This is a genomic window from Halorubrum sp. F4, from assembly GCF_027257195.1.
GTDB lineage: Archaea > Halobacteriota > Halobacteria > Halobacteriales > Haloferacaceae > Halorubrum.
Genome location: NZ_JAPDFS010000003.1, coordinates 112,077 through 137,388, shown reverse-complemented (window position 1 = coordinate 137,388; position 25,312 = coordinate 112,077). Strand labels below are relative to the sequence as shown.

The following is a 25,312-nucleotide window of genomic DNA, read 5'->3' as shown; positions in this document are numbered from 1 at the left end:
GATCTCCGTTTCGTTTTTTTTTTCGCACGCTACCTCGCCAGCGGCGGCTCCCGGTCGTCGGGCGACAATATAAGACCGGTCCGGCCGAACGATCCCCTGAATGAGCCGGAACGACGAGGTCGCGTCGCTCCTCGAGGAGTTCGCGGACCGACTCGAGGCGACGGGCGTGGAGTACAAACCCTCGGCGTACCGCCGCGCCGCCGAGAACGTCCGCGAGTACCCGACGCCGATCGAGGACCTCGCGGCCGACGGCGAGGACGCGGTCGCCGAGATCGACCGCGTCGGCGACGCCATCGCCGCGAAGGTCGTCGAGTACCTCGAGACGGGCGAGATCGCGGAGTTGGAGGCGCTTCGAGAGGAGATCCCCGTCGACATGGCGGCGCTGACGGCGATCGAGGGCGTCGGTCCGAAGACCGTCGGAACCCTCTACGAGGCGCTCGAGATCACGACGCTCGACGAGATGGAGGCCGCCGCCGAGGCGGGGGAGATCCGCGAGGTGAAAGGGTTCGGCGCGAGGACGGAGGAGTCGATCCTCGAGAACGTCCCGTTCGCGCGCGAGTCGCGGGAACGGACGCGGCTCGGCGACGCCCGGCCGGTCGCCGACGACGCCCTCGCGTACCTCGCGGCGATCGACGGCGTCTCCCGGGTCGAGGTGTGCGGGTCGATACGGCGGTGGAGGGACACGATCGGCGACGTCGACCTCCTCGTCGCGAGCGACGAACGCGAGCCGATCGTCGACGCATTCACCGAGTGGCCGGTCGCGGACGGGACGATCGAGGCCGGCACGGGGAAGGCGAGCGTCCGCGCGGACGGGACCCGCGTCGACCTGCGCGTCGTCGACGACGCCGAGTTCGGCGCGGCCCTCCAGTACTTCACCGGCTCGAAGGCGCACAACGTCGCGGTCCGCAACCGCGCGATCGACCGCGACCTCAAGCTCAACGAGTACGGCCTGTTCGACGTGAGCGACGTGAGGGATCCGGACGCGGGCCGACGCGTCGGCGTCCGCGTCGCCGGCGAGACCGAGGAGGGAGTCTACGCCGCGCTCGACATGGCGTTCGTCCCGCCGGAGCTCCGCGAGGACGCCGGCGAGGTCGCGGCCGCGGCCGCCGGCGACCTCCCCGACCTCGTCGAGGTCGACGACCTGCGCGGCGACCTCCACACCCACACTGACTGGTCCGACGGCGGGTTCACGATCACGGAGATGATCGAGGCGGCCGACGACCGCGGGTACGAGTACCACGCCGTCACCGACCACGCCGCCGGGCCGGGCGTGTTCGGGAACGTCGGACTCGACGGGGACGAGATCGCCGAGCAGGCGGCGGCGGTCGCCGAGGCGGCCGACGCGGTCGACGCCGGGATCGAGGTGCTCCACGGGATCGAGGCGAACGTCGACGCCGACGGGGGGATCACCACCGACGACGCGACGCTCGCCGATCTCGACCTCGTTGTCGCCTCGCCGCACTCGGCGCTCGACGCGGACGCCGACGCGGCCACCGAGCGGCTCGTGCGTGCGGTCGAACACCCCGAGGTCGACGTTCTGGGCCATCCGACCGGCCGACTCATCAACGAGCGACGGGGACTCGAGCCGGACATGGAGGCGGTCGCGGCGGCGGCCGCACGCGAGGGCGTCGCGATCGAGGTGAACGCGAACCCCGCCCGCCTCGACGCCGACGGGAGCGCGGTCCGCGCCGCGGTCGACGCGGGCGCGACGATCGCGGTGAACACGGACGCGCACTCGCCCCGCGAGCTGGACAACGCCCGCTACGGCGTTCACACCGCCCGCCGCGGCTGGGCGGAGGCCACGGACGTGCTCAACGCGTACTCGCTCGACGAGCTTCGCGAGTTCCTCGCGTAGTTCCCCTCGGCGCGATCGCGACGGTCCCGTCCGGGTCGACGACGGTGCGAGGGAGCCGCCGAGCGCAACCCGTATGGGCCCGCCGCCCGTATCGCGACCCGATGGAACTGGACCGGGCCGTCGACCGGTTGGAGGCGATCGTCGACCGCGTCGAGGACGAGCCGATGCCCGTGCCCGTCCGGGAGGTGTGGGCGTTCGGCGACGTGGCGCTCGGGCTCGACCCGATAGACCGGCTCGACGTCTACCTCACGAAGGACGTCCTGATGGAGAGCGACGCGGACGCGGCGGCAGCCTTCGAGGCGGAGTACGGCGTCAAGGGGGTCGGAACGACGGTTCGCGCGTCGTGGGCGGAGACGAATCCCGACCGCGTGCGCGTCAGCGACAACGGATACGCCGCCCCCGAGAAGTGTCTCGCGGCCGAACTGGTCGCCCCGACCGCCGTGACTGACACGGATTCGTCCGCCGGAAACGACGTCGACACCACCCGCAACGACGTCGACACCACCGGAACCGACGCCCGTGACGCCCCGATCCACCTCGAGGTGTGTAACGCGAGCTTCGGCGACAACGTGACACAGCGGCTGAAGGGTGCACTCGCCCGCGAGGCGTACGGGGAGGTCCTCGATCCCCGCGGCGTCTGTCTGTGGGCCGAGGGGCGGCGGGACGACGAGGCCCTCGAACGGCTTCGGGAGGCGTCGTTCGCGATGCCGACGCTGCCCGCCGCACTCTCGTCGCTCGGCGTCGACGACGACGTCGCCGGGGCGGTCGCGGACGCGCTCGAGGCCGAGCGCGTCGACCAGGAGACCGCGTCGGTCCGCGGCGACATGGTTTGACGAGGTTCGCTCGAACGGAGGTTCCGTGACCGCCGACCTCTCCACGATTTCCGCGACCCGACCCCTTTTGGGACCGATCGCCGTGGGGACGGTATGCCCACGCCGACCGACCGCGTCCGGGACGCGGACCGATCGAGCATCCGCGTGATGTACGACCTCGCACAGGAACAGGGCGGCGACCTCGTCCGGCTCGAGGTCGGCGAGCCCGACTTCGACACGCCCGAACACGTGATCGACGCGGCCGCCGAGGCCGCCCGCGGCGGCGCGACCCACTACACCTCCAACGCCGGGCTACGGGAGTGCCGCCGCGCGATCAGCGACACGCTCTCGCGCGACTACGGCGTCGAACACGACCCGGACGAGATCGTCGTCACGGTCGGCGGGATGGAGGCGCTCCACCTGGCCACGCTCGCCACCGTCTCGCCGGGCGAGGAGCTGCTCGTCCCCGGCCCGACCTGGCCCAACTACGCGACGCAGGCGCGGCTCGCGGACGGGACCTTCCGGGAGGTTTCCATGCCGGCGGAGACGGGGTTCGACCTCGACGCGGACCGCGTGGTCGATGCGATGAGCGACGACACCGCCGCGGTCGTGCTCACGACGCCCTCGAACCCGACCGGCCGCGTCTTCGACCCCGAGGAGTGCCGGGCGGTCGTCGAGGCGGCCGCCGACCACGACGCCTACGTGATCGCCGACGAGGTGTACCTCGGGCTCACCTACGACGGCCCCGCCGAGGGGATCGCCGCCTACACGGGCCACCCGGACCACGTGTTGACGGTCGGTTCCTGCTCGAAGCGGTACGCCATGACCGGCTGGCGGCTCGGCTGGCTCGCGGGCGACGACCACGTGATCGACGACGTGGTGCGGGTCCACGAGTCGACGACCGCCTGCGCGTCGAGCGTCGCCCAGCACGCGGCGATCGCCGCGCTCACCGGCCCGCAGGAACCCTACGAGGAGATGTACGACGCCTTTCGGGAGCGCCGGGACCTCGTGGTCGACCGCGTCGCGGGGATCGACGGGCTCTCGTGTCCCCGACCGGAGGGCGCGTTCTACGCCTACCTCGACCCCGGCCTCGACGAGCCCGCGATCGACGTCGCGAAACACCTGCTGAAGGAACACGGCGTCGTGCTCGCGCCCGGCGACGGATTCGGCGACTCGACGCCCGGCCGCCTCCGACTCTCGTTCGCGAACTCCACCGAGCGGATCGAGGAGGGGTTCGACCGGATCGAGGCCGGGCTGGCGGAGTACTGAGTCGGCTCCTCAGTCGTCGGCGGGCACGGGTTCGGCCGTCAACAGGCCGTGCGCGTCGAGCGCTCCGATCGTCGCCAGCCTGATGGCGTGGGGCCACCCCAGCGGCGTGGCGCTGTCGGGGGTTCCGTCGTCGAAGAACTGTTCGGGGAGGTATCCGGTCGACTCACACAGCGACCCGTCCGGCGAGACGAGCCCGAGCAGGTCGCGGGCGCGCTGGGCGAACCGCTCCGCCCGCGGGTCCTCGCGGGCGGCGAGCAGGGCGGCCGTCTCCGCGCAGGCGTGCGCACCCCACGCGGTCGAGACCGTCCACACCTTCTCGCCCGGCTGGTCGGCGCGCCGCCAGCCGTCGCCCTCGTAGCGGAACAGCCCGGACACGTCGTCCGTCTCGCGAGCCAGCCCGTCGACGACGCACTCGACGTGTGAGACCAGACGGTCGAGCCGCTCGTCGTCGACCGCGCCGCCCGCGGTCGAGCCGCCTCCGGCCGACGGATCGTTCTCGGCGTCCCCGAGCACGTCGTACGCGCGATGTGCGCTCGCGAGCGCGAGCGTCGCGGAGTCGAGCCGGTCGTCGACGTCGCCGTGAACCGTCTCGCGGAGCGCGTAACAGCCCCGGTCCGGAACCCAGAGGTCGTCGAGCGCGTCGTACACCTCCCGGGCCCGCTCGCGGGCGTGATCGGCGGGATCGGCGCCGAAATCGTCGTCGTCCGGGCGATCGTCGTCACCGTCGTCGGCGAGCCCCTCGCCGTGACGCGCGAGCGCGCTGTACGCCTCGAGGAACGTCGCGGCGGTGTGCGTGAACCGGCCGACGGAGTCCTCCCAGGCGTTCTGACAGACGACGGGGCGGCCGTCCTCCGCGAGGGTCGAATCGAGGCTCGCGAGCGCGTCGACCAGGGTCGAACCGAGCCCGTCGACGTCGACGCCGCGTCCCCGTGCCCGAGCGAGGAACGCGATCACGCTGCCGGTCTGGTCGGCCTGGTAGTCCACGTCGGGGCCGTCCTCGATGCGCGCGTTCGCCCATCCGGGGGCGAGCGCGCCGTTCCGCGGCCAGACCCGATGTGGCCAGGACCCGTCTGGACGCTGGGTCTCGACGTACATCCGCGCGGATCGGGCGTGCCAGTCGGCGAGCCCGAGGTCGAGCCGATCGTCCGACTCGAGGAGGAACGTCGAGATCTCGGCGTCGTCGCGGAACCAGGTGTAGCCGTAGCCGCCCGAGTGCTGGTAGTGCGGGTCGAAGTCCGGCCCGGCGATCCGCAGGCCGGTCTCCGCCGACAACAACGACAGCACCCGCAGGTCCGCGACGACCGACTCCCGCTCGGGAACCGACGCGGGAACCGTCGGGGTCGTCCCGGCGGCGGCGTCCGCCAGCGCCTCCGCGGAGTCGAGTTCCGCGAACAGCTCCGAGAGGCGGCTCCGGGCCTCCTCGCGGGTCGCCTCCGAGCGGTCCGTGAGGAGGGTTCCGAGCGTCGCCGTGGCGTTCTCGAAGGGGGCTTCGACGACGACCTCGCCGGAGAGCCGCTCCTCGTCGTAGCGGGCGGCGTCGCGGTCGCGCGGGAGGTCCATCGGCGCGTCGTCGAGCACCTCGGGGAACGTGGGCGGAAGCTGCCCGCGCAGGTCGCTGAGGCCGGTCGCGCTCGCGAAGAAATCGTGTTCGTCGGCGTGGTACACCTCGACCGCGTCGTCGTAGCGGAGCTGTCCGACGCGTTCGTCGCGCCCGTCGGGCGCGAAGGCCGCGTACGCGACGAACGTGAAGTCGTCCGCGTCGCGGTCGGCGTCCGGATCGGGCTCGACGGTCGCGCGAGTGAGGTGGGCGGCGCCGATCGCGAGGTCGTACCGGCGCACGGTCGTCCGGTCGGTCTCGTGGACCGTCTCGACGAGCGGCGTGTCGTCGACGTAGCGCTGTCGGGAGCGGGACGGATCGAACCAGGTCACGTCGCCGTCGACGGCCAGTCCGAACCGTGAGCGAGAGAGTCCGCTGGTGCCGGTAAGCGGATAGCCGAAGTCTCGAAGTCCACCGTCGGGGGCGACGTGGAGGAGCCGCCCGTCGCCGCCCGTGAACCGACCCGCCACGGTGCGTCGCTCGCCCGCGAAGAGCCGGTCGTGGCCCGCGTTTCGCTTGTAGTCGTCGAGCGCGTCGCGAAGTTGCATTGGTCGCGAGGACGTGCCCGCCGGGAATGAATCTTTGGTGAACTATTCATTCACGATTTTTCATTGTGGAAACGCTCATGCGGGTCCGGTCCCGGATGGGGATATGCACGAGCCCGGACCGCCGCGAGCGACGAGCGTCGGGCGGTCGGTCGAGTTGGCCCCGCGGGACCCGGACCCGTCGGGACGATACGAGTGGACGCTACTGGACGCGCCCGCCGACGGCGACGTCCTCGAGCCCGGCGAGACGAGCCGGCCGGACGACCCGGTCGTTCACCTCCGTCCGGACGTGCCGGGAACCTACGTCCTCCGGCTGGACGCTCCTGACGGGTCACACCGCCAACGCGTGCGGGCGTTCCCGGACGAGCGACGCGAGACCGAGATCCGCGTGCCCGCGGGCGACCTCCCGATCGAGGACGACGCGGTCGATCGGGTCTCCCTTCTGTGGCGGCACAACGACCGACTGCTCGCGCGCGATCGGCCGACGCGCGAGGGCGACGAGTGGGTCTACCGGACCCGCCTCCCGCCGGGTCGTCACGGCGTCGGTTTCGTCGCCAACGACGACCGGAGTACCGAACGCCACGTCGCCCACGAGGTCGAGGGACCGGGTCGTCCCCGGCTCTCGCTCGACTGGTCGGTGGAGGGCGGGAGCGGTGACGCGCCCCCGGTCCTCAGCGTGACCGCCGACGTCGGCGTCCCGCCGGACTCGGAGAGGGACCCCGCCGACGTCGACGTGGCGTTCCTCGTCGACGACCGGGACGCCGACCCCGAGGCCGTCGATCGGATCGAGGCTCGCTCGAACGGGCACACGCTCGCCGTCCCGCTCCGGGACCTGGACGGGGTCGACGACGGGCTCCGGATCCACGCCGTCCCGCACGCCGAGCGGCGCGGGGCGATGGCGACGATTCGAGTCGAGGCCGGTGCGGACGAGGAACTCGCGGCGACGAACCCGCACGCCCGGCCGACGTGGGCGGAGTCGCCGACGGTGTACGAGGTGTACGTCCGGTCGTTCGCGGGCGACACGCTCCCGACGACGTTCCGGGAGATCGAACGGCGGATCCCGTATCTCGAGAGCCTCGCAGTCGACGCGCTCTGGTTGACCCCCGTGCTCGCCTCGCCGACCGAGCACGGCTACCACGTCACGGACTACTTCGAGACGGCCGCCGACCTCGGGTCGCGGGCGGCGTTCGAGTCGCTGGTCGCCGCCTGCCATGACGCCGGGATCCGGGTCGTCTTCGATCTCGTGATCAACCACACCTCCCGGGACCACCCGGCGTTCCAGCTCCACTCGGCCGGCGTGCCCGAATACACCGACCGCTACCGGCGAGCCGACGCCGCGGTCGACGTGACGGGGATCGACTGGGCCGAACTCCCCGCGGGCGGGGTCCCGGAGTACCACTTCGACTGGGGGCGGATCCCGAACCTGAACTACGACGACCCCGCCGTCCGGGCATGGATGCTCTCGGTCGTCGACGAGTGGGCGACCGTCGTCGACGGGTTCCGCGCGGACGTGGCCTGGGGCGTCTCCCACGGGTTCTGGAAGGAGGTCGCGGACCGCGTCCCCGACGACTTCCTGTTGCTCGACGAGACGCTCCCGCACGACCCCTTCTACGGCGAGGGTGAGTTCGACCTCCACTACGACACCTCGCTGTACGGGGCGTTGAACGCGGTCGGGGCGGGGAGGGAGCCGGCCGACGCGATCGCGGACGCGCTCGAGCACACGACGCGGCTCGGGTTCGACGATCCGAGCGCCCAGCTGCGCTACGTCGAGAACCACGACGAGGACCGATATCTGGCGACGCACGGCCGGGCCGCGCTGCGCGCGGCCGCCGCGGTGACGTTCACGCTCCCCGGCGCGCCGATGGTGTACGCGGGACAGGAGCGGGGCAACGAGACGACTCGCGGCCCGTTCCGCTGGCACGACGGCGACAACGCGCTCACCGAGTTCCACCGGCGTCTCTCGGCGCTCCGGGACGCCGAACCGGCCCTCCGTGCCCCGAACGTCGACTTCGCGACCGGATCCGAGGCGATCGAGGTCGCGTCGGGTGAGGGAGAGCGAGTCACCGCGTACGTGCGGACGGGTGGGCGTGGCAGCGAGCGCGGGAGTGGGACGGAAGGCACCGTCGACGCCGACCACGACCGCCTGCTCGTCGTCGTGAACTTCGCGGACGCGCCGGCGATCGTCGAGGTACCGGACCGGTTCGACCGGGACCTGTTCGCCGACGAGCCGGTCGACGGGGAGGTCGTCGTCGAGAGCGTCGCGATCCTCGCGCGGGACGGCCGACGCGGACCGTGACCGGGTGACGTCGACTGACTCGACCGCCACCGACCGCTATAAGTGCGGCGTCCTCCCCGTTCGAGTATGGACGACCGGACGCTGACGGACCTCCTCGGTCGGTTCGGGCTCTCCGAAAAGGAGATCGACACGTACCTCACTCTCCTCGGGTACGGCGAGGCGAAGGCCAGCACCGTCGCCGACGCCGCGGGCGTCTCGAAACGCTACGTGTACAGCGTGAGCGAGTCGCTCGCGGACCGCGGGTTCGTCGAGGTCCACGACCACGCGGTGCCGACGACGGTCCGCGCGAACCCTCCCGAGGAGGTGATAGAGCGGCTCCGGTCCGACGCGGACGCGATCCGACCCGGACTCGAGGAGCGCTACTCGCGGGCGGAACGGGAGGCGGAGCAGTTCGAGGTGGTCAAATCCCGCGTCACCGTGATCAAGCGGATCCGATCGCTTCTCGAGGATGCCGACGCGGAGCTGACGCTCTCGATCCCCGTGAAGCACCTCGCCACGGTCCGGGACGCGCTGGCGGCCGCGCTCGATCGCGGCGTCCTCGTGCTTCTCGTCGTCACCGACGTCGAGGACGCCGCGGAGGTCCGCGACGTGCTCGGGGACGCGGAGGGCGCCGATCCGATGGACCTCGAGGCGCTCGCGAGCGTCGTCCGGACCTGGGGCGAGGCGATGCCGACGATGCTCACCGTCGACTCGGCGCGGGGGCTCGTCGCGCCGCCGGAGCTGTTGCGCCGGTCGGACTCCGACCGGCAGGCGATCGTCTTCGCGCAGGCGCAGCTCGCGCCCGTCATCGTCGGCGCGTTCATGGGCAACTACTGGCCCGCCGCCGCCGAGGTTGCGCGTGCGGAGCCGGCTCCGCTCCCGGTCGAGTACGACGACTTCAGGCAGGTCGTGTTCGAGGCCACGCTTCACCTTCGGGCCGGGCGGACGATCCGAGCGACGGTCGCCGGGAGACGGATAGACGAGGGGGCCGAACCGGTGGAGGTGACCGGTCGCGTCCGCTCGGTCAAACAGGCGATGGTCGAGCCGACGAACAACGAGTTCCCCGTCGAGAACTCGCTCACCGTCGAGACGGAGGACGGGGTGGTCTCGGTGGGAGGTCGTGATGCGTTCGTCGAGGACGTGGAAGCGGAACTCACCCGCCTGGAGGCCGAGTGACGACCGGCCGGTGAGACGGGTCAGCCGGCTCAGATCCGCCGGTCCCGGAACGCGCGGATCACGTCCTGCCGGGCGATGAGCCCGACGAGGGTGCCGTCGTCGTCGACGACGGGTAGGCGGTTGATGTCCGGATCGTCTCCGGAGAGCAGCTCGAGCACTTCGTCGACGTCGGCGTCGGGAGCGACCGTCGCCGGGTCGGCGGTCATCACCTCGGTGATGGGTCGGTCGGCGTTGCGAACGAGGTCGATCCCCAGATCGAGGTCGCCCCAGGGCGGCTTCACTTGATACGTGAGCGTGTCGACGAACGGGGGGAGCCCGATCGGGATCCACAGCGTCTCCTCCTCCGGCTCGAACAGGTCGACGAGGTCCGACTCCGTGACCACGCCGACGACCCGACCGTCGTCGACCACCGGGAATCCCGAGAAGGAGTTGCGGGCGAACTTGTGGAAGACGTCGCTCACGTCGGCGTCGTCGGGGACCGTCTTCACGTCCTCGACCATCAGGTCGCGTGCGTTCATACTCGATCCTCGTGGCCGCGGGTGGTAGGCGTTACGACGCGCTCGTGGCGGACGACGGGGTCGCGACACGGGGCCACGACGGGTGACGAGCAGTGCGACGAGCGGTTCGACGGATCACGGCGCTGATAGAGATTTCATATCGCGGTATCTGATTTATTGCTTGCCGAACGCCCGAACCGTCTCGAAGGAACCGTCGGCGATCGCGGCGGCGATCCCGGCGGTATCGGTCTCACGGTCGATCTCGTGAGGGTACTTCCGGCCGAAGTATCTCAACAGGTTGGCCACGTCGCGTTCGAGGAACTCCCGGGCGTTCTCGTGGTCCGTCGGGACCGCCTGCGGCCAGTCGAACACGGTGACCCCGTCCTCGGAGATCGCGACGTTGTGTTCGGACATGTCGGCGTGGACCCAGCCGAGCTCGTGGGTGGTCATCAGTTCGCGGTAGATCAGGTCGAGGACGCCGGCCGCCTGCTCGGGCTCGAGCTTGGCACGGGCGAGTTCGACGCCCGCGAACTTGTCCATCACGATGGCGTGGCGGTTGTGATCGACCGGGCGCGGGACCGACACGTCGGGATACAGCGCCTCCATCGCCCCGTACTCGCGCTCGGCCGCCTTGCGCGCGGTGTACATCCAGGAGACGTGGTCGCGGTCGGCGGTGTACTCGCGCTCGCGGTTGACCGCCCGGAAGTTGGTGTACCCCTCGCGGTGGTACTTCAACGCGAGCGGCTTGAACGACTGGACCTCGTAGACGTCGCCCTCCTTGCCGAGCCCGAGCGGGGAGCCGACGCCGTCTATCGTTCCGCGCTCGGAGAACGTCCGCAGCGCGAGCGCGTCGTACCCCTCGAAGGTGAGCTGGTACCCCTCGTACTGGATCGTCTTCCGTTCTATCAGCTCGCGGTCGAGACACCGGTCGATCCGATACTCTATCTCCTCGGCCGTCAGGTCGGCGTAGTCGGGCAGTTTGTCGCGGCGCACCCACTCGGAGAAGCGCATCCCCTGCTCGACTCCCGAGAGGAGATAGAAGTCCTCGGGGTCCAGCTCCGCCATGTCGCCGGCGACGTTGCGTACCATACGGGCCCTACTCCGGGGATTCGTAAAAGCCACCCGCGTTCGTCGGCTGCCCGTGATAAATCTCATACTGCGATATCAAAACCATTCGTTCATCCCATTCGTCGGATGCGCCAGTTTCGGGTTGATCGAAGTCGGCCCCGTCGGTGGCGGCACCGACACCTCGTGGTGTGTCGTCGGAACCGGCGATATCGACGCTGACGTGTCCGTACGGCGATCCCGCACGGACGGTCTCGGTACCGGCGTCTTTCCCGCGATACACGGCTGTGTCACGTGCCCGGCCTCGCGGACGTCACCTCAGGATCGAAGCAGAAGTTCCGCCGTCGAGACGAGTCTCTGAACGAGCGTGAGTCCGGGGGTCACGGCTGCCGTGGCCGGTTTCCCGATCGACGCTCTCGGCGACCATCGTGTCACTCCGACTCCACGGGGAACGGCTCCTCGTAGCCGCTCGTGTCGTACTCGTTCTCGCGGAACGATCCCGACTCGCGGAGGATCCGTGTCCCGGCCGCTTCGTCTATCGTCGTCCACGTGTCGCCGTCGCCCAGCGGGCCGTCAACCGTCCCGACGTAGCCACGGAGCGCGGCGTAGCCGTCCGCGAACCCCGGGAAGCCGGTCTGTCGCCAGCTCTGGACCGCGGCCGGGTCGTTCGGGTGTTCGCGTCGGCTCGGGGGCTGGGTGAACTCGTCGTATCCCTGCCACTCGCTGTAGTAGATCATCTCCACGAAGCCGATGACCAGTTGGCCGACGAGGCCGGCGTCGAGCTCGAACAGGTCGTCGTCGGTCGGGGAGAACTCGACGTCGAACTCGTCGAGGATGCCGATGGCCCGCAATCGGTCGCGCCGAGACAGCTTCGCGAACGGACCGACCGCGTCCTCCACCGTCGCCGGCGACGGGTCGTCGGACCCGAGCAGCGACAGCGCCCGATCGACGCTCGGATCGCTCTCGTTGTCGCCGCGCTCCAGAAGCGTCAGCGCCGCCGCGTCGAGGGTGTGAGCGATCGGGTCCGCGATCGGGATGTTTCCCTGGGGTCCGAGATGGGGAAGCCCGAACTGGAACCCGTCGTCCACGTAGGTGATCGCGAACTCGTCGAGATCGATCGCGAGCCCGCCGGGGACGTGTTCCGGGCCGAACTCCTCCGCGAGCGCCGGCGTCTCGGGGACGACCGCGTCGGTGATGGCCCGAAACGTCACCCGCGTGTGCGGGTCGACGTCCGGACCGATCCCCACGAACTCGAGGAGTAACCCCACGGCGGACGTCAGACTTCGCCGTGCGGCCGTCAGCCACGCCCCAATGCGACTAGTTACCATGGTCGGGATCGAACGACCGAGTGCAAAAATCTTGTCCCGATGACATCCTCTGGTCAACGATCCTGCGGATCGTCGACGGAACGTGGAGACCGCGAGCACGTCGACCGCGATCGTGCCGACCGTGAGCACGTCGACCGGACCGCGGCGAACGCGATCTCGACGGACGACGCCGGAATCCGCCGAAATCTATATGAGCTCCGAATCAACACGTGTATGCGAAGAGGTGTCAATTGACAATGAGCTTTCTGTTAGATCCCCCTGCTCTGGTGGGAATCGGCGTCCTGCTCGACCGCTACGTCGGATCGCCGGTCCGTCGCGCGCGGCTGGCGGCGGGCGTCGTGATCGCGTTTCTCACCGCGAGCACGCTGCTGTATCTCGACGTCCTCCCGTGGTGGTTCACCGACGAGGACGGTCCCGAGTGGATGCTGAACTCGGGACTCGACACGGAGGTGACCAGGCAACCGGGGACGGACGTTCTCGCCGTCGTCATGTTCGCCGCCTATCCGCTCTGGATGAAGCTTGGGCTCGAACTCTGTCGCGACTGAGGCCGCCGATCCGACGCTCGCGACGGGTGCGCCTTCCGCCGGCTCGAACTCCGCGGCGGCGGGCAGCCGTCCGGGCCGGGTGACGGACTCGTTCACGGGAGTGAGACGACATGAACGAACACACCGAGGCGTTCACCGACGATCCGAGGAACAGCACCCGCGAAACGATCGAGGCGGTGTTTCGAACGGCGGATCCCCTCCCGCTGGAGACGCTGGTCAACGAGGGGGGACGACGGATACACGTCCCCGATCGGGAGGTCCGCATCGACGAGCACTGGCGCGGCTTCTTCCCGTCAGATCACGTCGTCAGCGCCGCGAACCGGTTCCTCCCGTTGCCCGCCGGGTTCCACAAGCGGTTCCGGACCGAGGGAGGCTCCTACGTCGGCGAGACGACCGACGCCGACGGCGTCGTCACGGGTCACAACCGGATCCGGGAGGTGGAACACGAGGGGCGGCCGTACGGGTTGCTCACCTACACCGACCTCCAGTACCGCCCGTTCTACGACCTCCTGCTTCCGGTCACCGAGGACCTCGCGGTCGGCAAGGCGTTCGTCGGCCGCTTTCCGTACGGGATCCGCGTCCTGACGTTCGGGTTGACCCGGCGGTACGACTTCGACTTCCTCGCGCCGGCGGACCACGCGGCGCTCTGGGAGGAGGGGACGGTCCCCGAGCCCGACGCGCTCGAGGGGTGGTGGGACGTTCGGCTCGTCTCGAACGCCGGACTGTCGGCCCCGCACTTCGAGTTCGAGTTCGAGACCACCGAACACGGCGTCGACGGTCGCTACGAGGTGCTGGACACGGCCGGGGGTGACGTCCGGCTCGACTTCGAGGAGGAACAGATGCAGATGTTCGATTTCTCGAACTGGCACGACGAGATCCGCCAGGTGACGGACGAGTTCATGGTCGGCAAGTACTGTCAGAACGAGCTCCGGCTGCTTCCCTCGCCCGGCGACGGATCGGTGGGTCATCTCCACGCCGAGGACACGGCAACCGAGGACCGGCTCTGTCTCTACTACGTCATGAACGCGAAGGACGGGCCGAAGGAGGGATGACTCGGATGCTCGTGCCGCATCGACGCCGGCTCCACGGGCACGGGGGGACCGAGGGATCGACGGTCGGCGGGCGGACGATCGGTAGGTGGGCGGTCGGCGTGGCTGGCGACCGGTGGTGGCCGTGACCGACCCGAACCCGGGGATCGAGACGCCGCTGCCGGAGGTCTCACACGTCGCGTTCGTCGTCGAGGACCTCGAGGAGAGCATGCGCCGGTTCGGGGACCTCCTCGGCGTCGAGCCGTGGCTGGTGTACCGCTACGAGCCGCCGCGGTTGACGGACACGACCTATCGTGGCGAGCCCGTCGAGTACTCGATGCGGGTGGCGATGACGGACGTCAAGGGACCGGTGGACGCGACGACGGCCGTCGCCAGTGGGAGCACGGTCAAGCGACTCCTCGGGTGGTTCACGTCGGTCCGCGACCGGCTCGGGCTCGGGTCCTCGTCGGGGGGTGGGCCGGGCGATGGAGTGGTTCGCTCGCGAGGGTCTCCCTCCCCGTCGCTTCCGACTCCCGGGATCCCGGGCGTGAACGTGGAGTTGATCGAGCCGCTACGGGGGCCGAGCACGTACACGACGCACCTCGCCGAGCGTGGCGAGGGGATCCACCACGTCGGCTGTTTCGCCTACGACGACCCCCACGCTGTCGTCCGGGGATACGAGGACGCGGGGGTCCCGATCGTCCAGAGCGGCGTCTTCGACGGGCTGGAGTTCTGGTATCTCGACATGCGGGAGGCGCTCGGCGGCGTGATCCTCGAGGTCGCGGCGAATCTCGGGTCGATCGAGGAACCCGACGCGGTCTTCCCCGAGTGAGCGTTTTCTCCAAGTGAGCGTTTCCCCGTCTGAGCGTCTCCCCGGAATACGCGTCCTCCTCGAACGCGACGCCGCGATCGTCGCTATCGCCACGGCTCGTGTGTCCGGAGGCCGGTCACGCCGAGGACCACCACGACCGTGCCCGAGAGCTGTGCGAGGAGGACGACTCCCCACCGGAAGGGGGTCATGTGCGCCGGATCCACGAGATGCCAGACCTCCGCGAGCAGGAAGAAGAGGCCGAATGCGGCCGCGAGTCCGTATCCCCAGGGTCGGTCGGTGGAGACCGACCACAGCCCGACGGCGCCGACGAGCGTGAACGCTCCCATCCCGATCGTCGCCACCGGCGGAGCGTTTATCGGGTCGAATGGGGCCCAGTTCCCCGCCAGCTCGTCGGCCACGTGCATGAACTCGAACACCATCGTCGCCACGAGCGCGTGCGGCGTGTACCGCGTCCGATCGGGATCGATCATGGCGTTTGGAAGTGTCGCTCGACGATCTTCTCGCCCGTCCGGGCCGCCAGCGCCTGGCCCGTGTTCGTCGGGTTCGGTCCCCCGATGCCGTTCGCGAGCGCGGAGTGGTCGGCGACGAACAGCCGGTCGACGTCGTACGCCTCACACGCCTCGTCGACCACCTTCCCCATCCGCATCGTGCTGTGGATGTGGATCGCTGTCGGCGGGGAGTCCGAACGGTGGACGTGGGACGCGCCCGCCTCCCGAAGGACTTCGGCCGCGACCTCCGCCAGCTCGTCCCGCCGCCGCCGGTCGCCCTCGCTCGGCTCGAAGTTGACCTGTGCGACGGGCCCGTGTTCGTCCGCGACCCCCGGGGCGACCGAGACGCCGTTGCGCTTGTGCGGCCGATCGTCGGTGAGGACGAAAAGCGGGAGCAGCCGGCGGTACCCCGCGAGCAGTCGCTTGAGCTCCGTCCCGACCAGCCGTCCCGTCGTGTCCCACCGCGCGTCCGCGGGATCGCTGCGGAAGGCGAACCCGGACGCGCTCGCGCCGAACCCGAGGAACGCGGCGATCCCGGGGGCGGCCGTGATCGGCTGGAACATGCCGACGCCGGGGTAATCGAACCGGACCGCGCTGTCCTGGCCGTGGTGCTGATCGACCGTTCCCTTGCCGATCGTGTCCTCGAGGTCGTCGGCGTCCCACAGTCCCATCACGCTGTCGGGGAAGTGGATGGTCATGCCCCGGCCGACCCAGTCGTTGTCGGGGAGGTCGGCGTTGAGCCAGAGCCGGGGCGTCTCGATCGCCCCCGCTGCCAGCACCACCACCTCGGCGTTCACCCGGTCGGTCGTCCCCGACCACGTGTCGCGGAACTCGACGCCGGTCGCCGCGGGCGTGTCCCCGAGCGCCGTCTCCGTCAGCACGTCGGTGACGAAGGCGTTCGGACGGATCGTGACGTTGTCGGTGCGCAGCGCCGGTGGGACGAAACTCACGTTGCTCGCCCGTTTCGCCTTCTCCTCGAAGGGCGCGCCCCGCGGATGGGGGTTCCCCGTGATGTTGCCGAGCGCGAGGGTGTCGCCCTCGACGTCGGGGTAGGTGAACTCGCCGTCGTAGTCGGCGTCCACGTGGAGTCTCCCGTCGGGCTGTCTGATCGCGTTCGGCTGGGGCCGATATCCCGGCTCCGTGACGTTCAATCCCTCCAGGAGGTCCCACCCAGCCGCCTCCGCCCCGCGGGCGAACAGCTCCTCTTTCGCGGTGAACGGGGCGGGTGCGACCTCGCACATCTCCTCGACCTCCCGGTAGTAGGGAAGAAGGTCGGCGTACTCGATCGGCCAGTGGCCCTGCTCGTCGATCGAGGCCGGATACGCGCGCGGGTGGTTTCCGAGGTAGTGGAGGGTGGTGCCGCCGACGCCGGCACACTGGAGGATCGCGCCGTCGCCCGGGAACTTCCGGAACCAGAGCCCCCGTTCGTGGTCGGCCGGTCCGAAGAGTAGCTCGTTGAGCATCTCGAACTCGCGGCTGGTGAACTGGTCGTCGAGGAGGTCGCCGCTGAGGTCGTCGACGCTCGAGGAGGCCTCCCCGCCCGGCTCCTCGTGGGGGTTGGGCCACTGCTCGTTGCCGTGGAACGGCCCCGCCTCCAGAACCAACACGGAGAGGCCCGCCTCCGCGAGCTTCCAGGCCGTCACGGGGCCGTCACCGCCCGCTCCCACCACCACCGCGTCGTAGCTCTCGGCGACCATCCACGCTCACCCCGGATCGAGCGTACCGGGTTCGGCGGTCGCGTCGGTTCCGGCCGCCGCGCTGGGCCCGGTCGCCGCCTCGGTCCTGGCTTTCGCGTTGGACCCGTTCGTGTCGTTCGTCCGGTCCCGGAGCGTTGCCCCCGTGCGTGAACCGTTCGGCCGCCGAGCAGCGATCATGGCATCATGTCACACGGACAAGGATTAAACGTTTGGACGGGGAGCGGGGGATCGACGCGGGTGGCCGGTCCCGATCGGGCGAGTCGATCGGTCCACGGATGGATACTGGAGCGCCCGAGACTCCGCCTCCGCCCGGTGAATCGGTAACGGGCGATCTCGAACGACATCCAGAATTAAATAATTCGGTGACGATCGTCACCTATGCACATACGACGATCGACCGGCGAGTCCACGAACCGCACGCCGTTCGTCTCGGCTCCGACCACGTCCGCGTCCTTCGCCGTCGGGTAGATGCCGGGAGTCAACCTCTGGGACGTCGTCCAGGTCCCGTTCGACGCCGTCCGGAACGCCTATCGGCAGCTGCGGAAGGCGCTGTTCACGGCGTCGCGGCCGTCCGGGGAGTACCTCGTCGTCGAGCGGACCGTCGCGGAGCTCGAACGCGACCTCGGCGAGCACAGCTTCGCGCCAAACTGGGAGTTCTCCTACTACGAGCGCGGCGAGATCCTGAACCTCGCACGCGTCGTGTACGAGGAACGGACGGTCGACGGGACGACCTACCGCTGGTGGCAGACGCACCTCCGCGGCTGGCGTGGCGACGAAGGGAGCATCGAGCTCCACGGCCACTGGGAGCTCGAGCCGACCGAGAACGGGAACGACCACATCGACGGCGTCGGCTTCGACTTCGACCGCGGCATGGACACGCTGCGGTCGTATCTCGACGAGGCCGGCATCGAGTACGAGGAGACGACGGTCGACACGGGGGACGACGGTCACTGAATCCGCTCGGCCGACCGCGAACGCAACCGCTTTCGGATCGCCGCGCCGACGGGAGAGCATGACCGCGCCGGAGGGTGACTGGCGACTGATCCGCGAGGAGGACCGACCGGGGCCGATGCAGATGGCGCTCGACGAGGTCGCGGCCGAGACCGCGAGCGCGGAGGGACTCGCCACGGTTCGGACCTACCGCTGGGGCCCGAGCTCTCTCACGCTCGGGTACGGACAGAGGCCGGAGACGGTCGACTGGGAGGCCTGCGAGCAAGCGGGCGTCGACGTCACCCGCAGACGGACCGGCGGCGGCGGGATCCGCCACGACTCGTACGGCGACGTCGCGTACTCGATCGCCGTGCCCGCCGAGGACGTCCCCGGGAAGCTCCTCGACGCTTATCACCTGCTGTGTGAGCCGGTCCTCGACGCATTCTCCCGGCTCGGGATCGACGCCGACTACGTCGAGGAGGCGGTTCCGGAGCTGTATCACCCCGCGTGTTACCTCCGCGAGCTACACCCGGCCCACGACGTGGTGGCCGCGGGACGGAAGGTCGCCGGCAACGCGCAGTACCGCACCCGCGACGCGGTCGTCCAGCACGGCTCGCTCTCCTTTTCTGTCGACGCTGAGAGCCATCTCGCCGCGTTCGCCGACCCGCCGGTGGACGCGGAGACGTTCCGCGACCGCGTCGTCGGGATGGACGAGTTGGCCGACGTCGATCGCGCGGACGCGGTCGCGGCGGTCGAGGAGTCGCTCGCGGTGTGGGTCGAGGCGGGGATCGGTTCGGATGGGACCGGATCGTTCGACCGTGACGGATCGTGGACCGACGACGAACTAGAGCGCGCGCGCGAACTCGTCCGGGAGAAGTACCGGGACGACGACTGGGTCCGGTCCCGTCCGGGCGACCGGGAGTAGAGAGTTCGTCCCGCCTGGCCTCGCCGCGCGGCGAAACCGACGCCTTCCGAAGCGGCTTTTCCCCTCCCCCGTCTACGACGAGTATGAGCCTGAAAGTCGGCGCGCACGTCTCCATCTCCACGTCGAGAGCGTCGAACGATCCCGAGACGCCCCCGCACGGAAACATCGCGAACGCCGTGTTCAGACAGACCCAGTTCGGCGGCAACTGCGGACAGATCTTCACCCACTCCCCGCAGGTGTGGGAGGACCCGAACCTCGACGAGGAGGAGACCGCACAGTTCCGCGAGTACACGGAGCGCGACCTCGACGGCCCGTGGGTGATCCACACCTCCTACCTCGTGAACCTCTGTACGCCCAAGGAGGGGCTTCGCGAGAAGTCTCTCGAGTCGATGCAACGGGAAGTCGACGCCGCCGACGCGCTGGGGATCCCGTACGTGAACGTCCACCTCGGGGCCCACACCGGCGCGGGCGTCGAGGGCGGCCTCGACAACGCGGCGAGCGTCATCGACGACGTCGACGTTCCGGAGGGCGTGACGATCCTCGTCGAGAGCGACGCGGGCGCGGGCACGAAGCTCGGCGGCGAGTTCGAACACCTCGCGGGCGTCATCGACCGGACGGAGACCGATATCGACGTCTGTATCGACACCGCCCACGCGTTCGCGGCGGGCTACGACCTCTCGACGGCCGAGGCCGTCGACGAGACTGTCGCGGAGTTCGACGACGTGGTGGGCCTCGAGCACCTGCAGTGTATCCACCTCAACGACTCGAAACACGCCTGCGGCACCCACAAGGACGAACACGCCCACGTCGGCGAGGGGCTCATCGGCGAGGAAGGGATGGAGCGGGTGATCAACCACTCCGACCTCGCGGAGGTCCCGTTCGTGTTGGAGACGCCGACGGAGGACGGCAAGAGCTTCGCGTGGAACATCGAACGCGTCCGGGAGCTTCGTCACGAGTGAGGACGCGAGGGACGCCCGTCTGACGCGTTTTTAAGTTCTCCCGGCGTGTGAACGTGACCCATGACGACCACGGAAGCGCTGCTGTTCGGCCGTCGGCGCGAGCGAGCGATCGGGCTCGTGGTCGGATTCTCCGTCGCCGTCGGGGCGGTGGCGGCGGCGACCTTTGTCGCGAGCGCGGTCGATCTCGGACCGGTGGCGACCCTCTCGTCGCGGACGCTTCCGGTGTTGCTGGTGTACGCGCCCGCACCGATCGCCGCCGTCGGCGCGTACGCCCGCTGCGGCGGACCGGCCTGTCTGGCGGTCGGGGTCGTCCCGGTCGCCGTCCTCGGATCGTTTCTCGCGGTTGCGAGCGCGATCGGAGCGCCGGGGGTCGCCGGCGGCGCGTGGGTCGTCGAACTCACGGGCTCGTTTCTGGTCGGCAGCGTCGCGAGCGCGTTCGTCGGCTTCTGTGCGGGCGTCACCGCGGCGCTGGTCGCCGACCTCGTCGGGACCCGATCGGACGGGTGAGCCGGCTCCGCCCCCGTCGCTTCGTCTCCGATCCCGCCGCTTAATCCCCGTCGCCGCGAACGGGGCGACGTGAGACGGTTCTCCGCCGACTACCTCGAGCACACCCGCGAGGGGATGTGGGCCGACGGGCGCGAGGCGCTCGCCGACTGCTCGCTACCCGACCGCGAGCGCGTCCTCGACGTCGGCTGCGGCACGGGCGAGTTCACCCGCGTGCTCGCCGAGGAGGCCGGCCCGGACGCGACCGTGATCGGCGTCGACGCGGACACGACTCTGCTCGACGTCGCCCGCGAGGGAACGACAGCGTCCTACGCCGCCGGCGACGCGACCCGGCTCCCCTTCCGGGACGACGCCGTCGACCTGGCCGCCTGTCAGGCGCTCCTGATCAACCTGCCGGAGCCGGCGCGGGCGGTGCGGGAACTCGTGCGGGTCTCCTCGGATCTCGTCGCGGCTGTAGAGCCGAACAACGCCGACGTTGCCGTCTCCTCGACGGTCGAGCGGGAGGCCGACCTCGAGCGCGAGGCGCGGGAGGCGTACCTCGCGGGCGTGGGTACCGACGTGGCCCTCGGCGACCGCGTCGAGTCGATCTTCGCGGACGCCGGGCTCGTCGACGTTCGGACGCGGCGATACCTCCACGAGAAGCGGACGGCCCCGCCGTACGCGGAGCCCGCCCTCGAATCGGCCGCCCGGAAGGCGTCGGGCGCGGGGCTCGCGGACCACCGCGAGGAACTCCGGGCTACCTTGTCGCCGCCGGCGTACGACGACCTTCGCCGTCGCTGGCGCGAGATGGGGCGGGAGGTGGTCGCGGCGATGCGCGAGCGCGAGTACGAGCGCGTCGAGCTCGTCCCCTTCGAGGTGACGGTGGGTCGGGTTCCCTGAAGCGCCGTTCGCCCGCCTTCCCCTTCGTCCTCTTTTCTCCCGTCCTCTTTCCCTCCGTCCCTCCTTCGCCGGGTCCGGAAGGACGAAGTCGGTCGGGCCGGACCGGAGAGACATGCCAGCCGCAGTCGTGACGGGGTCGTCGCGAGGGATCGGTCGGGCGATAGCGCTTCGGTTCGCCGAGGACGGATACGACGTCGCCGTCAACTACCACACGAGCGAGGACGCGGCCGAGTCGGTCGCGGCCGAGATCCGAGATCTGGGTCGGGAGGCGGTCGTCGTCGGAGCGGATGTCTCCGATCCCGAGGACGCCGCGCGGCTGGTCGAGACCGCCGCGGACGCGTTCGGCGGCGTCGACCACGTCGTCAACAACGCCGGGATCGACCAGCACGTGTACACCGCAGAGCTCGATCCCGACGACTTCGACCGGGTCATGGACGTGAACGTCAACTCCGCGTTCAACGTGACGAAGGCGGCGCTCCCGTTCCTCCGGGAGTCCGCGGACGACCCGTCGGTGACGAACGTCTCCTCCATCCTCGCGCACACGGGCGCGCCGATCGAGTGTCACTACGCCGCCTCGAAGGGAGCGCTGCTCTCCCTCACCCGCAGCCACGCCGGCGACTTCGCGCCGGACGTGCGGGTGAACGCGGTCGCGCCCGGCCACGTCGAGACGGACATGACCGGCGACCGGACGCCCGAGGAGGAGCGCGAACAGCTGGCGGCGATCCCGGTCGACCGCTACGGCCAGCCCGCGGACATCGCCGAGGCGGCCGCCTATCTCCGGGACGCGGGGTTTGTCACCGGCGAGACGCTGAACGTGAACGGCGGCGAGTTGATGCGCTGATCTGAGAAGACGGCCGCGGCGCTAGCCGTCAGTCGTATCCGAAAACCGCAAAAACCGCTTCGGAGAAACCGGTCGTATCTAGAGAAGCCCCGTCTTCTGGAGCTTCATCAGGTCCTCGGTGTCGAGGGTCTCGCCCTCCTTGAACTTCTGGTAGATCTCCTCGGCTTCCTCCTTCTCCTCCTCGCGCTTCTCGGCGCGCTCGTCCTTGCGCTCCTCCTCCTCCTTCTTGTCGAGCTCGCGCAGGCGCTTCTGGACGCGGACGAAGTCCTCGTGGTGGCGGTCGGCCGCCTCCTGGGCCTCGACGAAGAGTTCGTGCATCTCGTCGGCCTCGTCACGGATGTCGTCGGCCTCGCGGTAGGCCTCGATCATGTCGTTGTGGTGCTCCTGGGCCTTGTCCGCGAGCTCCGTCACCTTCTGGTGGTGTTTCGACGCCTCCGAGCGGACCTCCTCGGCCTCCTCGACGAGGTCGTCGAGCTCGCTGGTGTCGTCGACCTTCTCCTTCTTCTCGGCGAGCTTCTCGCGTTTGTCGTCGATCTTCTCGATGAGCTCGCGTTCGTCCTCCGCGTCGAGCACCTCGGTCTGCTGGCGGAACTCGAGGTCCTCGATCTCCTCTTTGAGCTCCTCGATGGACTTGCCGGAGCCGAGCTCCATGTCCCCTTTGAGCTCCTCGACCTCGTCGAACAGTTCGTTGGCCTCGGCGTTGAGCTCGTTACGCTTGTCCTTGTGTTCCTGGACCTGCTCGTTGAGCTCGTCGCGCTTCTCGCGGTGTTCCTGGGCCTCGTCGACCTTCTCGCGCGTCTTGGCGTTGAGATCGTCGCGCTTGGAGGCGCGCTCGGAGGCCATCTGGTTCAGCTCGTTGCGTCGGTCCCGCAGCTGACCGGCGCGTTTGATGAGCTGTCCTTTCGACCCGTTCTCCAGGTCGTCTTCAGAAAGGTCCACGTTGTCCGCGTCGTTCATCGGCTCGATGTCGTACTGTTCGATGACTTCGTCTTTCGTTACCATTTTTTATCTCTCCATCACCGCTCCGGATGTGGCGGCCGCTCGCCGTCGTGCGTGGGGCCGTTGATAAGAACTCCCGTTCATTTCAGCGTGCGATCCTACCAGCGCCGGAGGCGTTCTGGTACCTCTACGTACCGTAGGGTGACATATAAATACTTCGGTGAATTCGTGTGAAAGTCGGTAGCACGGACCGTGTACCGCCCGATCTTGAGGGTCCACCTTTTCTCGTCGGGTTCCCTCGCTCACTGCGTTCGCTTCGGGAACCGCTCCTCGAAAACCTTGGAGGGAAAAAGCCGACTTCGCCGTCTCCGACGGCTCCGTCGGTGAACCGCTCGTTTCACTCGCGGATGCTCAAGACAGGCTACGAATTAACCGCTGTAAGTCCTACCAGTTTCAGATGATGTTTGAATCGTCGTGCAAGATACAGCGCGCGTATCTCGCACGGACAAGGAGTGCAACTGAAGTTCATTTGATCAACCGACACAGAGGACGACATCCCGCGAGCGATCCTGATCAATCTATCAGCTACTAAGTGACCCGTATAAGAATCAAGGGGATTCTCAAGCAAGAGGATGTCAATTTTAGTCAGGTAGGACCAACGATCCATTACGTGAGTTCTCGAACGTCTCACCGTCGGCGACGACTTCCACGTTGAACCGCATCTGCAGGGAATCGGTCGTCCGAACGAGCGACACATCCGTCGTGAACGTGGCTTGAACGAAGTCGATGTCCGTGCTGAATCCTGTATCCTCGCTCAACGTCTCTGACCACGTGTCCACGACCCCCAGTTCTCCGTCCGACTGTTCGAGAAGCCACTGAGCGGAGATATCTAGCGAATCGGAATCGGGCATTCCGCCCAAATAAATGTTGATGGTGATATTGTGCTCGGTCGATTGCTGGGAGCCGGCTCCTCCCGAGTCAGCTGTGATACTCGTGGGCCCGACGATCTCGATTCCGACCTCTCCCTCTTTTGGATCGGTCGGATCTTCGCCCTCTTCGTTCAGACATCCAGCCAGCCCTGTACCACCAATGCTAGCCAAGATACCCAATGCCTTGCGACGGTACATAATGTTCAGTTTATGCCGCGATCAACAATAAATGCAGTACGGTGGGACGGAAGCTATCCACTTTTTGAACTCTATTCCTGCACGGGATGTGCCCTACATCTTGCACGGCACTCCAAACAGCATCAGAAACTGGGAGGACTCTCAGCGGTCAATTCGCACTACCGATCTACCAGATGACTCGGACGGAACGGGGTGAAAACAAACGGCTCATGAACTATCCGATGACACTCTCCATACGCCGTGAGTGGCGTCATGTGGTCGGACGGGTCCGCTCCCGCCGTCATTCCGGTCGCTTCAGGTATGGTTGCGCCCGCTCCCGTTCACGCTCTCCCGTCGACGTCGTACGAGAGGACGGCCCCGTCGTCGAGCCGCTCGACCCCGGTCAGCTCGAGCCGAGGGAACGCCTCCACGAAGCCCTCGCCGTCGGCCAGCGTCGGCGCGTCGCGTCCGCCCACGACGAGCGACCCGACGTACACCTGGAGCTCGTCGACGATCCCGGCCGCGAAACACGAGTAGATCACCTCGCCGCCGCCCTCGACCATCAGCCGGTCGACGCCCGCCGCGGCCAGCGCGCTCGTGCCGTCGACGAGGTCGACGCGTTCCTCGCCGGCGACGATCACCTCCGCGCCCGCCTCGGCCAGTTCCTCCCGGCGCTCGGGCGTCGTCGCCGCCGACACGAGCAGATAGGTGGTCGCGGCGTCGTCGAGGATCCGCGCGTCGGTCGGCGTCCGTCCCGTGGAGTCGACGACGACGCGCGCGGGGTCGCCCGGTCGACCGTTCCGGAGCCGTTCGACGCGGCGCGCCTCCTCGTCGAGCGTGAGGTGTGGGTCGTCGGCGAGGACGGTCCCGACGCCGACGAGGACCGCGTCGGCGGCCGCCCGGATCCGATCGACGCGATCGAAATCCTCCTCGCCCGAGATCCGGAGCTGCTCGCGGCGGCGCGTCGAGAGCTTCCCGTCGACGCTCTGTGCCGCGTTGACGACGACGTACATACGCGAGGGTGGTGCGGGCGTCGAATGGTCGTTTCGGTCCCCGTACGTCGGAGCGATGGAAAACGTTCGGAACCTCCGGAATCCGGCTGTCGATGATTTGATTTCGGAGACCACCGCCTGCGTCCGCCTCCCGGCTGCCCCTTTGAGTCCCACCCAGCCCCGCACCTCACGCCTCCCCAGCCTCGGCGGGGGGGGGGGGGGGGGGCG

The 25,312-nt window shown here is 69.0% G+C and carries 24 protein-coding genes; 14 read left to right on the top strand and 10 right to left on the bottom strand.

Going from position 1 to position 25,312, the window contains the following annotated elements; genetic code table 11:
• Positions 1-100 precede the first annotated feature (100 nt).
• From polX to OKW78_RS09015, 3 genes are all read left to right on the top strand, one after another.
• On the top strand, positions 101-1,855 hold the full coding sequence (gene polX, locus OKW78_RS09025) for a DNA polymerase/3'-5' exonuclease PolX (protein ID WP_281194855.1): 1,755 nt from the start codon (positions 101-103) through the stop codon (positions 1,853-1,855).
• A gap of 101 nt (positions 1,856-1,956) precedes the next feature.
• Positions 1,957-2,688: a hypothetical protein gene (locus OKW78_RS09020; RefSeq protein ID WP_281194854.1), complete on the top strand. Its 732-nt coding sequence runs from the start codon at positions 1,957-1,959 to the stop codon at positions 2,686-2,688.
• A gap of 93 nt (positions 2,689-2,781) precedes the next feature.
• Positions 2,782-3,936 carry a pyridoxal phosphate-dependent aminotransferase gene (locus OKW78_RS09015; RefSeq protein ID WP_281194853.1) on the top strand — a complete coding sequence of 385 codons (1,155 nt, stop codon included), beginning with the start codon at positions 2,782-2,784 and terminating at the stop codon, positions 3,934-3,936.
• A gap of 9 nt (positions 3,937-3,945) precedes the next feature.
• Here the strand turns inward: OKW78_RS09015 and OKW78_RS09010 are convergent, their stop codons facing one another.
• Positions 3,946-6,081 (bottom strand): glycoside hydrolase family 15 protein, encoded by a 2,136-nt coding sequence (locus OKW78_RS09010; RefSeq protein ID WP_281194852.1) that lies wholly within the window; start codon positions 6,079-6,081, stop codon positions 3,946-3,948.
• A gap of 103 nt (positions 6,082-6,184) precedes the next feature.
• On the opposite strand from OKW78_RS09010, the gene OKW78_RS09005 reads away from it, so the two are divergent.
• Positions 6,185-8,374: an alpha-amylase family glycosyl hydrolase gene (locus OKW78_RS09005; protein ID WP_281194851.1), complete on the top strand. Its 2,190-nt coding sequence runs from the start codon at positions 6,185-6,187 to the stop codon at positions 8,372-8,374.
• 66 nt (positions 8,375-8,440) lie between these two features.
• A complete protein-coding gene (locus OKW78_RS09000; protein WP_281194850.1) occupies positions 8,441-9,529 on the top strand; it encodes a TrmB family transcriptional regulator sugar-binding domain-containing protein in 1,089 nt (362 codons plus the stop codon).
• A gap of 29 nt (positions 9,530-9,558) precedes the next feature.
• Here the strand turns inward: OKW78_RS09000 and OKW78_RS08995 are convergent, their stop codons facing one another.
• The 3 genes from OKW78_RS08995 to OKW78_RS08985 form a co-directional block, all read right to left on the bottom strand.
• Positions 9,559-10,047, bottom strand: coding sequence for an HPP family protein (locus tag OKW78_RS08995; RefSeq protein WP_281194849.1), 489 nt, complete (start codon positions 10,045-10,047; stop codon positions 9,559-9,561).
• A 153-nt stretch (positions 10,048-10,200) separates the two neighbouring features.
• Positions 10,201-11,115: a serine/threonine-protein kinase RIO2 gene (locus OKW78_RS08990; protein WP_281194848.1), complete on the bottom strand. Its 915-nt coding sequence runs from the start codon at positions 11,113-11,115 to the stop codon at positions 10,201-10,203.
• Between the two features lie 407 nt (positions 11,116-11,522).
• Positions 11,523-12,419 carry a hypothetical protein gene (locus OKW78_RS08985; RefSeq protein ID WP_281194847.1) on the bottom strand — a complete coding sequence of 299 codons (897 nt, stop codon included), beginning with the start codon at positions 12,417-12,419 and terminating at the stop codon, positions 11,523-11,525.
• 236 nt (positions 12,420-12,655) lie between these two features.
• Between OKW78_RS08985 and OKW78_RS08980 the strand changes: the two genes are divergently transcribed.
• The 3 genes from OKW78_RS08980 (at position 12,656) to OKW78_RS08970 (ending at position 14,824) form a co-directional block, all read left to right on the top strand.
• A complete protein-coding gene (locus tag OKW78_RS08980) occupies positions 12,656-12,964 on the top strand; it encodes a hypothetical protein (RefSeq protein ID WP_281194846.1) in 309 nt (102 codons plus the stop codon).
• Between the two features lie 110 nt (positions 12,965-13,074).
• Positions 13,075-14,016: a hypothetical protein gene (locus tag OKW78_RS08975; protein WP_281194845.1), complete on the top strand. Its 942-nt coding sequence runs from the start codon at positions 13,075-13,077 to the stop codon at positions 14,014-14,016.
• 121 nt (positions 14,017-14,137) lie between these two features.
• Positions 14,138-14,824 carry a VOC family protein gene (locus OKW78_RS08970; protein WP_281194844.1) on the top strand — a complete coding sequence of 229 codons (687 nt, stop codon included), beginning with the start codon at positions 14,138-14,140 and terminating at the stop codon, positions 14,822-14,824.
• A gap of 83 nt (positions 14,825-14,907) precedes the next feature.
• Here OKW78_RS08970 and OKW78_RS08965 read toward each other — a convergent pair whose 3' ends face one another.
• Genes OKW78_RS08965 through OKW78_RS08955 form a run of 3 tightly spaced genes read right to left on the bottom strand, consistent with a single transcriptional unit; the run spans position 14,908 to position 17,186 of the window.
• Entirely contained in the window at positions 14,908-15,294 is a 387-nt protein-coding gene (locus OKW78_RS08965) for a hypothetical protein (RefSeq protein ID WP_281194843.1), read from the bottom strand.
• Complete coding sequence (locus OKW78_RS08960; RefSeq protein WP_281194842.1) at positions 15,291-17,009, bottom strand: GMC oxidoreductase; 1,719 nt, start codon at positions 17,007-17,009, stop codon at positions 15,291-15,293. Before OKW78_RS08960 ends, OKW78_RS08965 begins: the two co-directional genes overlap by 4 nt.
• 6 nt (positions 17,010-17,015) lie before the next feature.
• Positions 17,016-17,186 carry a hypothetical protein gene (locus OKW78_RS08955; protein WP_281194841.1) on the bottom strand — a complete coding sequence of 57 codons (171 nt, stop codon included), beginning with the start codon at positions 17,184-17,186 and terminating at the stop codon, positions 17,016-17,018.
• Between the two features lie 291 nt (positions 17,187-17,477).
• On the opposite strand from OKW78_RS08955, the gene OKW78_RS08950 reads away from it, so the two are divergent.
• The 6 genes from OKW78_RS08950 (at position 17,478) to OKW78_RS08925 (ending at position 22,047) form a co-directional block, all read left to right on the top strand.
• The gene (locus OKW78_RS08950) at positions 17,478-17,963 is read left to right on the top strand and encodes a hypothetical protein (protein ID WP_281194840.1); all 486 of its coding nucleotides are present in this window, start codon (positions 17,478-17,480) and stop codon (positions 17,961-17,963) included.
• A 58-nt stretch (positions 17,964-18,021) separates the two neighbouring features.
• Complete coding sequence (locus OKW78_RS08945; RefSeq protein WP_281194839.1) at positions 18,022-18,864, top strand: biotin/lipoate A/B protein ligase family protein; 843 nt, start codon at positions 18,022-18,024, stop codon at positions 18,862-18,864.
• Between the two features lie 83 nt (positions 18,865-18,947).
• Positions 18,948-19,823: a deoxyribonuclease IV gene (locus OKW78_RS08940; RefSeq protein ID WP_281194838.1), complete on the top strand. Its 876-nt coding sequence runs from the start codon at positions 18,948-18,950 to the stop codon at positions 19,821-19,823.
• A gap of 60 nt (positions 19,824-19,883) precedes the next feature.
• Positions 19,884-20,330, top strand: coding sequence for a hypothetical protein (locus OKW78_RS08935; RefSeq protein ID WP_281194837.1), 447 nt, complete (start codon positions 19,884-19,886; stop codon positions 20,328-20,330).
• Between the two features lie 69 nt (positions 20,331-20,399).
• Entirely contained in the window at positions 20,400-21,206 is an 807-nt protein-coding gene (locus OKW78_RS08930) for a class I SAM-dependent methyltransferase (protein ID WP_281194836.1), read from the top strand.
• A 112-nt stretch (positions 21,207-21,318) separates the two neighbouring features.
• Complete coding sequence (locus OKW78_RS08925) at positions 21,319-22,047, top strand: 3-oxoacyl-ACP reductase family protein (RefSeq protein ID WP_281194835.1); 729 nt, start codon at positions 21,319-21,321, stop codon at positions 22,045-22,047.
• Between the two features lie 78 nt (positions 22,048-22,125).
• Here the strand turns inward: OKW78_RS08925 and OKW78_RS08920 are convergent, their stop codons facing one another.
• The 3 genes from OKW78_RS08920 to OKW78_RS08910 all read right to left on the bottom strand — a co-directional run bounded on the left by OKW78_RS08920 (position 22,126) and on the right by OKW78_RS08910 (position 25,105).
• Complete coding sequence (locus tag OKW78_RS08920; protein WP_122105314.1) at positions 22,126-23,049, bottom strand: coiled-coil protein; 924 nt, start codon at positions 23,047-23,049, stop codon at positions 22,126-22,128.
• A gap of 578 nt (positions 23,050-23,627) precedes the next feature.
• Positions 23,628-24,113 carry a hypothetical protein gene (locus OKW78_RS08915; RefSeq protein ID WP_281194834.1) on the bottom strand — a complete coding sequence of 162 codons (486 nt, stop codon included), beginning with the start codon at positions 24,111-24,113 and terminating at the stop codon, positions 23,628-23,630.
• Between the two features lie 320 nt (positions 24,114-24,433).
• Positions 24,434-25,105 carry a 2,5-diamino-6-(ribosylamino)-4(3H)-pyrimidinone 5'-phosphate reductase gene (locus OKW78_RS08910; RefSeq protein ID WP_281194833.1) on the bottom strand — a complete coding sequence of 224 codons (672 nt, stop codon included), beginning with the start codon at positions 25,103-25,105 and terminating at the stop codon, positions 24,434-24,436.
• Positions 25,106-25,312 lie beyond the last annotated feature (207 nt).

Bases quoted from the DNA above. Each gene is read 5' to 3' on its own strand.
- polX (WP_281194855.1), top strand. From the start codon at position 101: ATGAGCCGGAACGACGAGGTCGCGTCGCTCCTCGAGGAGTTCGCGGAC.
- OKW78_RS09020 (WP_281194854.1), top strand. From the start codon at position 1,957: ATGGAACTGGACCGGGCCGTCGACCGGTTGGAGGCGATCGTCGACCGC.
- OKW78_RS09015 (WP_281194853.1), top strand. From the start codon at position 2,782: ATGCCCACGCCGACCGACCGCGTCCGGGACGCGGACCGATCGAGCATC.
- OKW78_RS09010 (WP_281194852.1), bottom strand. From the start codon at position 6,081: ATGCAACTTCGCGACGCGCTCGACGACTACAAGCGAAACGCGGGCCAC.
- OKW78_RS09005 (WP_281194851.1), top strand. From the start codon at position 6,185: ATGCACGAGCCCGGACCGCCGCGAGCGACGAGCGTCGGGCGGTCGGTC.
- OKW78_RS09000 (WP_281194850.1), top strand. From the start codon at position 8,441: ATGGACGACCGGACGCTGACGGACCTCCTCGGTCGGTTCGGGCTCTCC.
- OKW78_RS08995 (WP_281194849.1), bottom strand. From the start codon at position 10,047: ATGAACGCACGCGACCTGATGGTCGAGGACGTGAAGACGGTCCCCGAC.
- OKW78_RS08990 (WP_281194848.1), bottom strand. From the start codon at position 11,115: ATGGTACGCAACGTCGCCGGCGACATGGCGGAGCTGGACCCCGAGGAC.
- OKW78_RS08985 (WP_281194847.1), bottom strand. From the start codon at position 12,419: ATGGTAACTAGTCGCATTGGGGCGTGGCTGACGGCCGCACGGCGAAGT.
- OKW78_RS08980 (WP_281194846.1), top strand. From the start codon at position 12,656: ATGAGCTTTCTGTTAGATCCCCCTGCTCTGGTGGGAATCGGCGTCCTG.
- OKW78_RS08975 (WP_281194845.1), top strand. From the start codon at position 13,075: ATGAACGAACACACCGAGGCGTTCACCGACGATCCGAGGAACAGCACC.
- OKW78_RS08965 (WP_281194843.1), bottom strand. From the start codon at position 15,294: ATGATCGATCCCGATCGGACGCGGTACACGCCGCACGCGCTCGTGGCG.
- OKW78_RS08960 (WP_281194842.1), bottom strand. From the start codon at position 17,009: ATGGTCGCCGAGAGCTACGACGCGGTGGTGGTGGGAGCGGGCGGTGAC.
- OKW78_RS08955 (WP_281194841.1), bottom strand. From the start codon at position 17,186: ATGATCGCTGCTCGGCGGCCGAACGGTTCACGCACGGGGGCAACGCTC.
- OKW78_RS08950 (WP_281194840.1), top strand. From the start codon at position 17,478: ATGCCGGGAGTCAACCTCTGGGACGTCGTCCAGGTCCCGTTCGACGCC.
- OKW78_RS08945 (WP_281194839.1), top strand. From the start codon at position 18,022: ATGACCGCGCCGGAGGGTGACTGGCGACTGATCCGCGAGGAGGACCGA.
- OKW78_RS08940 (WP_281194838.1), top strand. From the start codon at position 18,948: ATGAGCCTGAAAGTCGGCGCGCACGTCTCCATCTCCACGTCGAGAGCG.
- OKW78_RS08935 (WP_281194837.1), top strand. From the start codon at position 19,884: ATGACGACCACGGAAGCGCTGCTGTTCGGCCGTCGGCGCGAGCGAGCG.
- OKW78_RS08925 (WP_281194835.1), top strand. From the start codon at position 21,319: ATGCCAGCCGCAGTCGTGACGGGGTCGTCGCGAGGGATCGGTCGGGCG.
- OKW78_RS08920 (WP_122105314.1), bottom strand. From the start codon at position 23,049: ATGGTAACGAAAGACGAAGTCATCGAACAGTACGACATCGAGCCGATG.
- OKW78_RS08915 (WP_281194834.1), bottom strand. From the start codon at position 24,113: ATGTACCGTCGCAAGGCATTGGGTATCTTGGCTAGCATTGGTGGTACA.
- OKW78_RS08910 (WP_281194833.1), bottom strand. From the start codon at position 25,105: ATGTACGTCGTCGTCAACGCGGCACAGAGCGTCGACGGGAAGCTCTCG.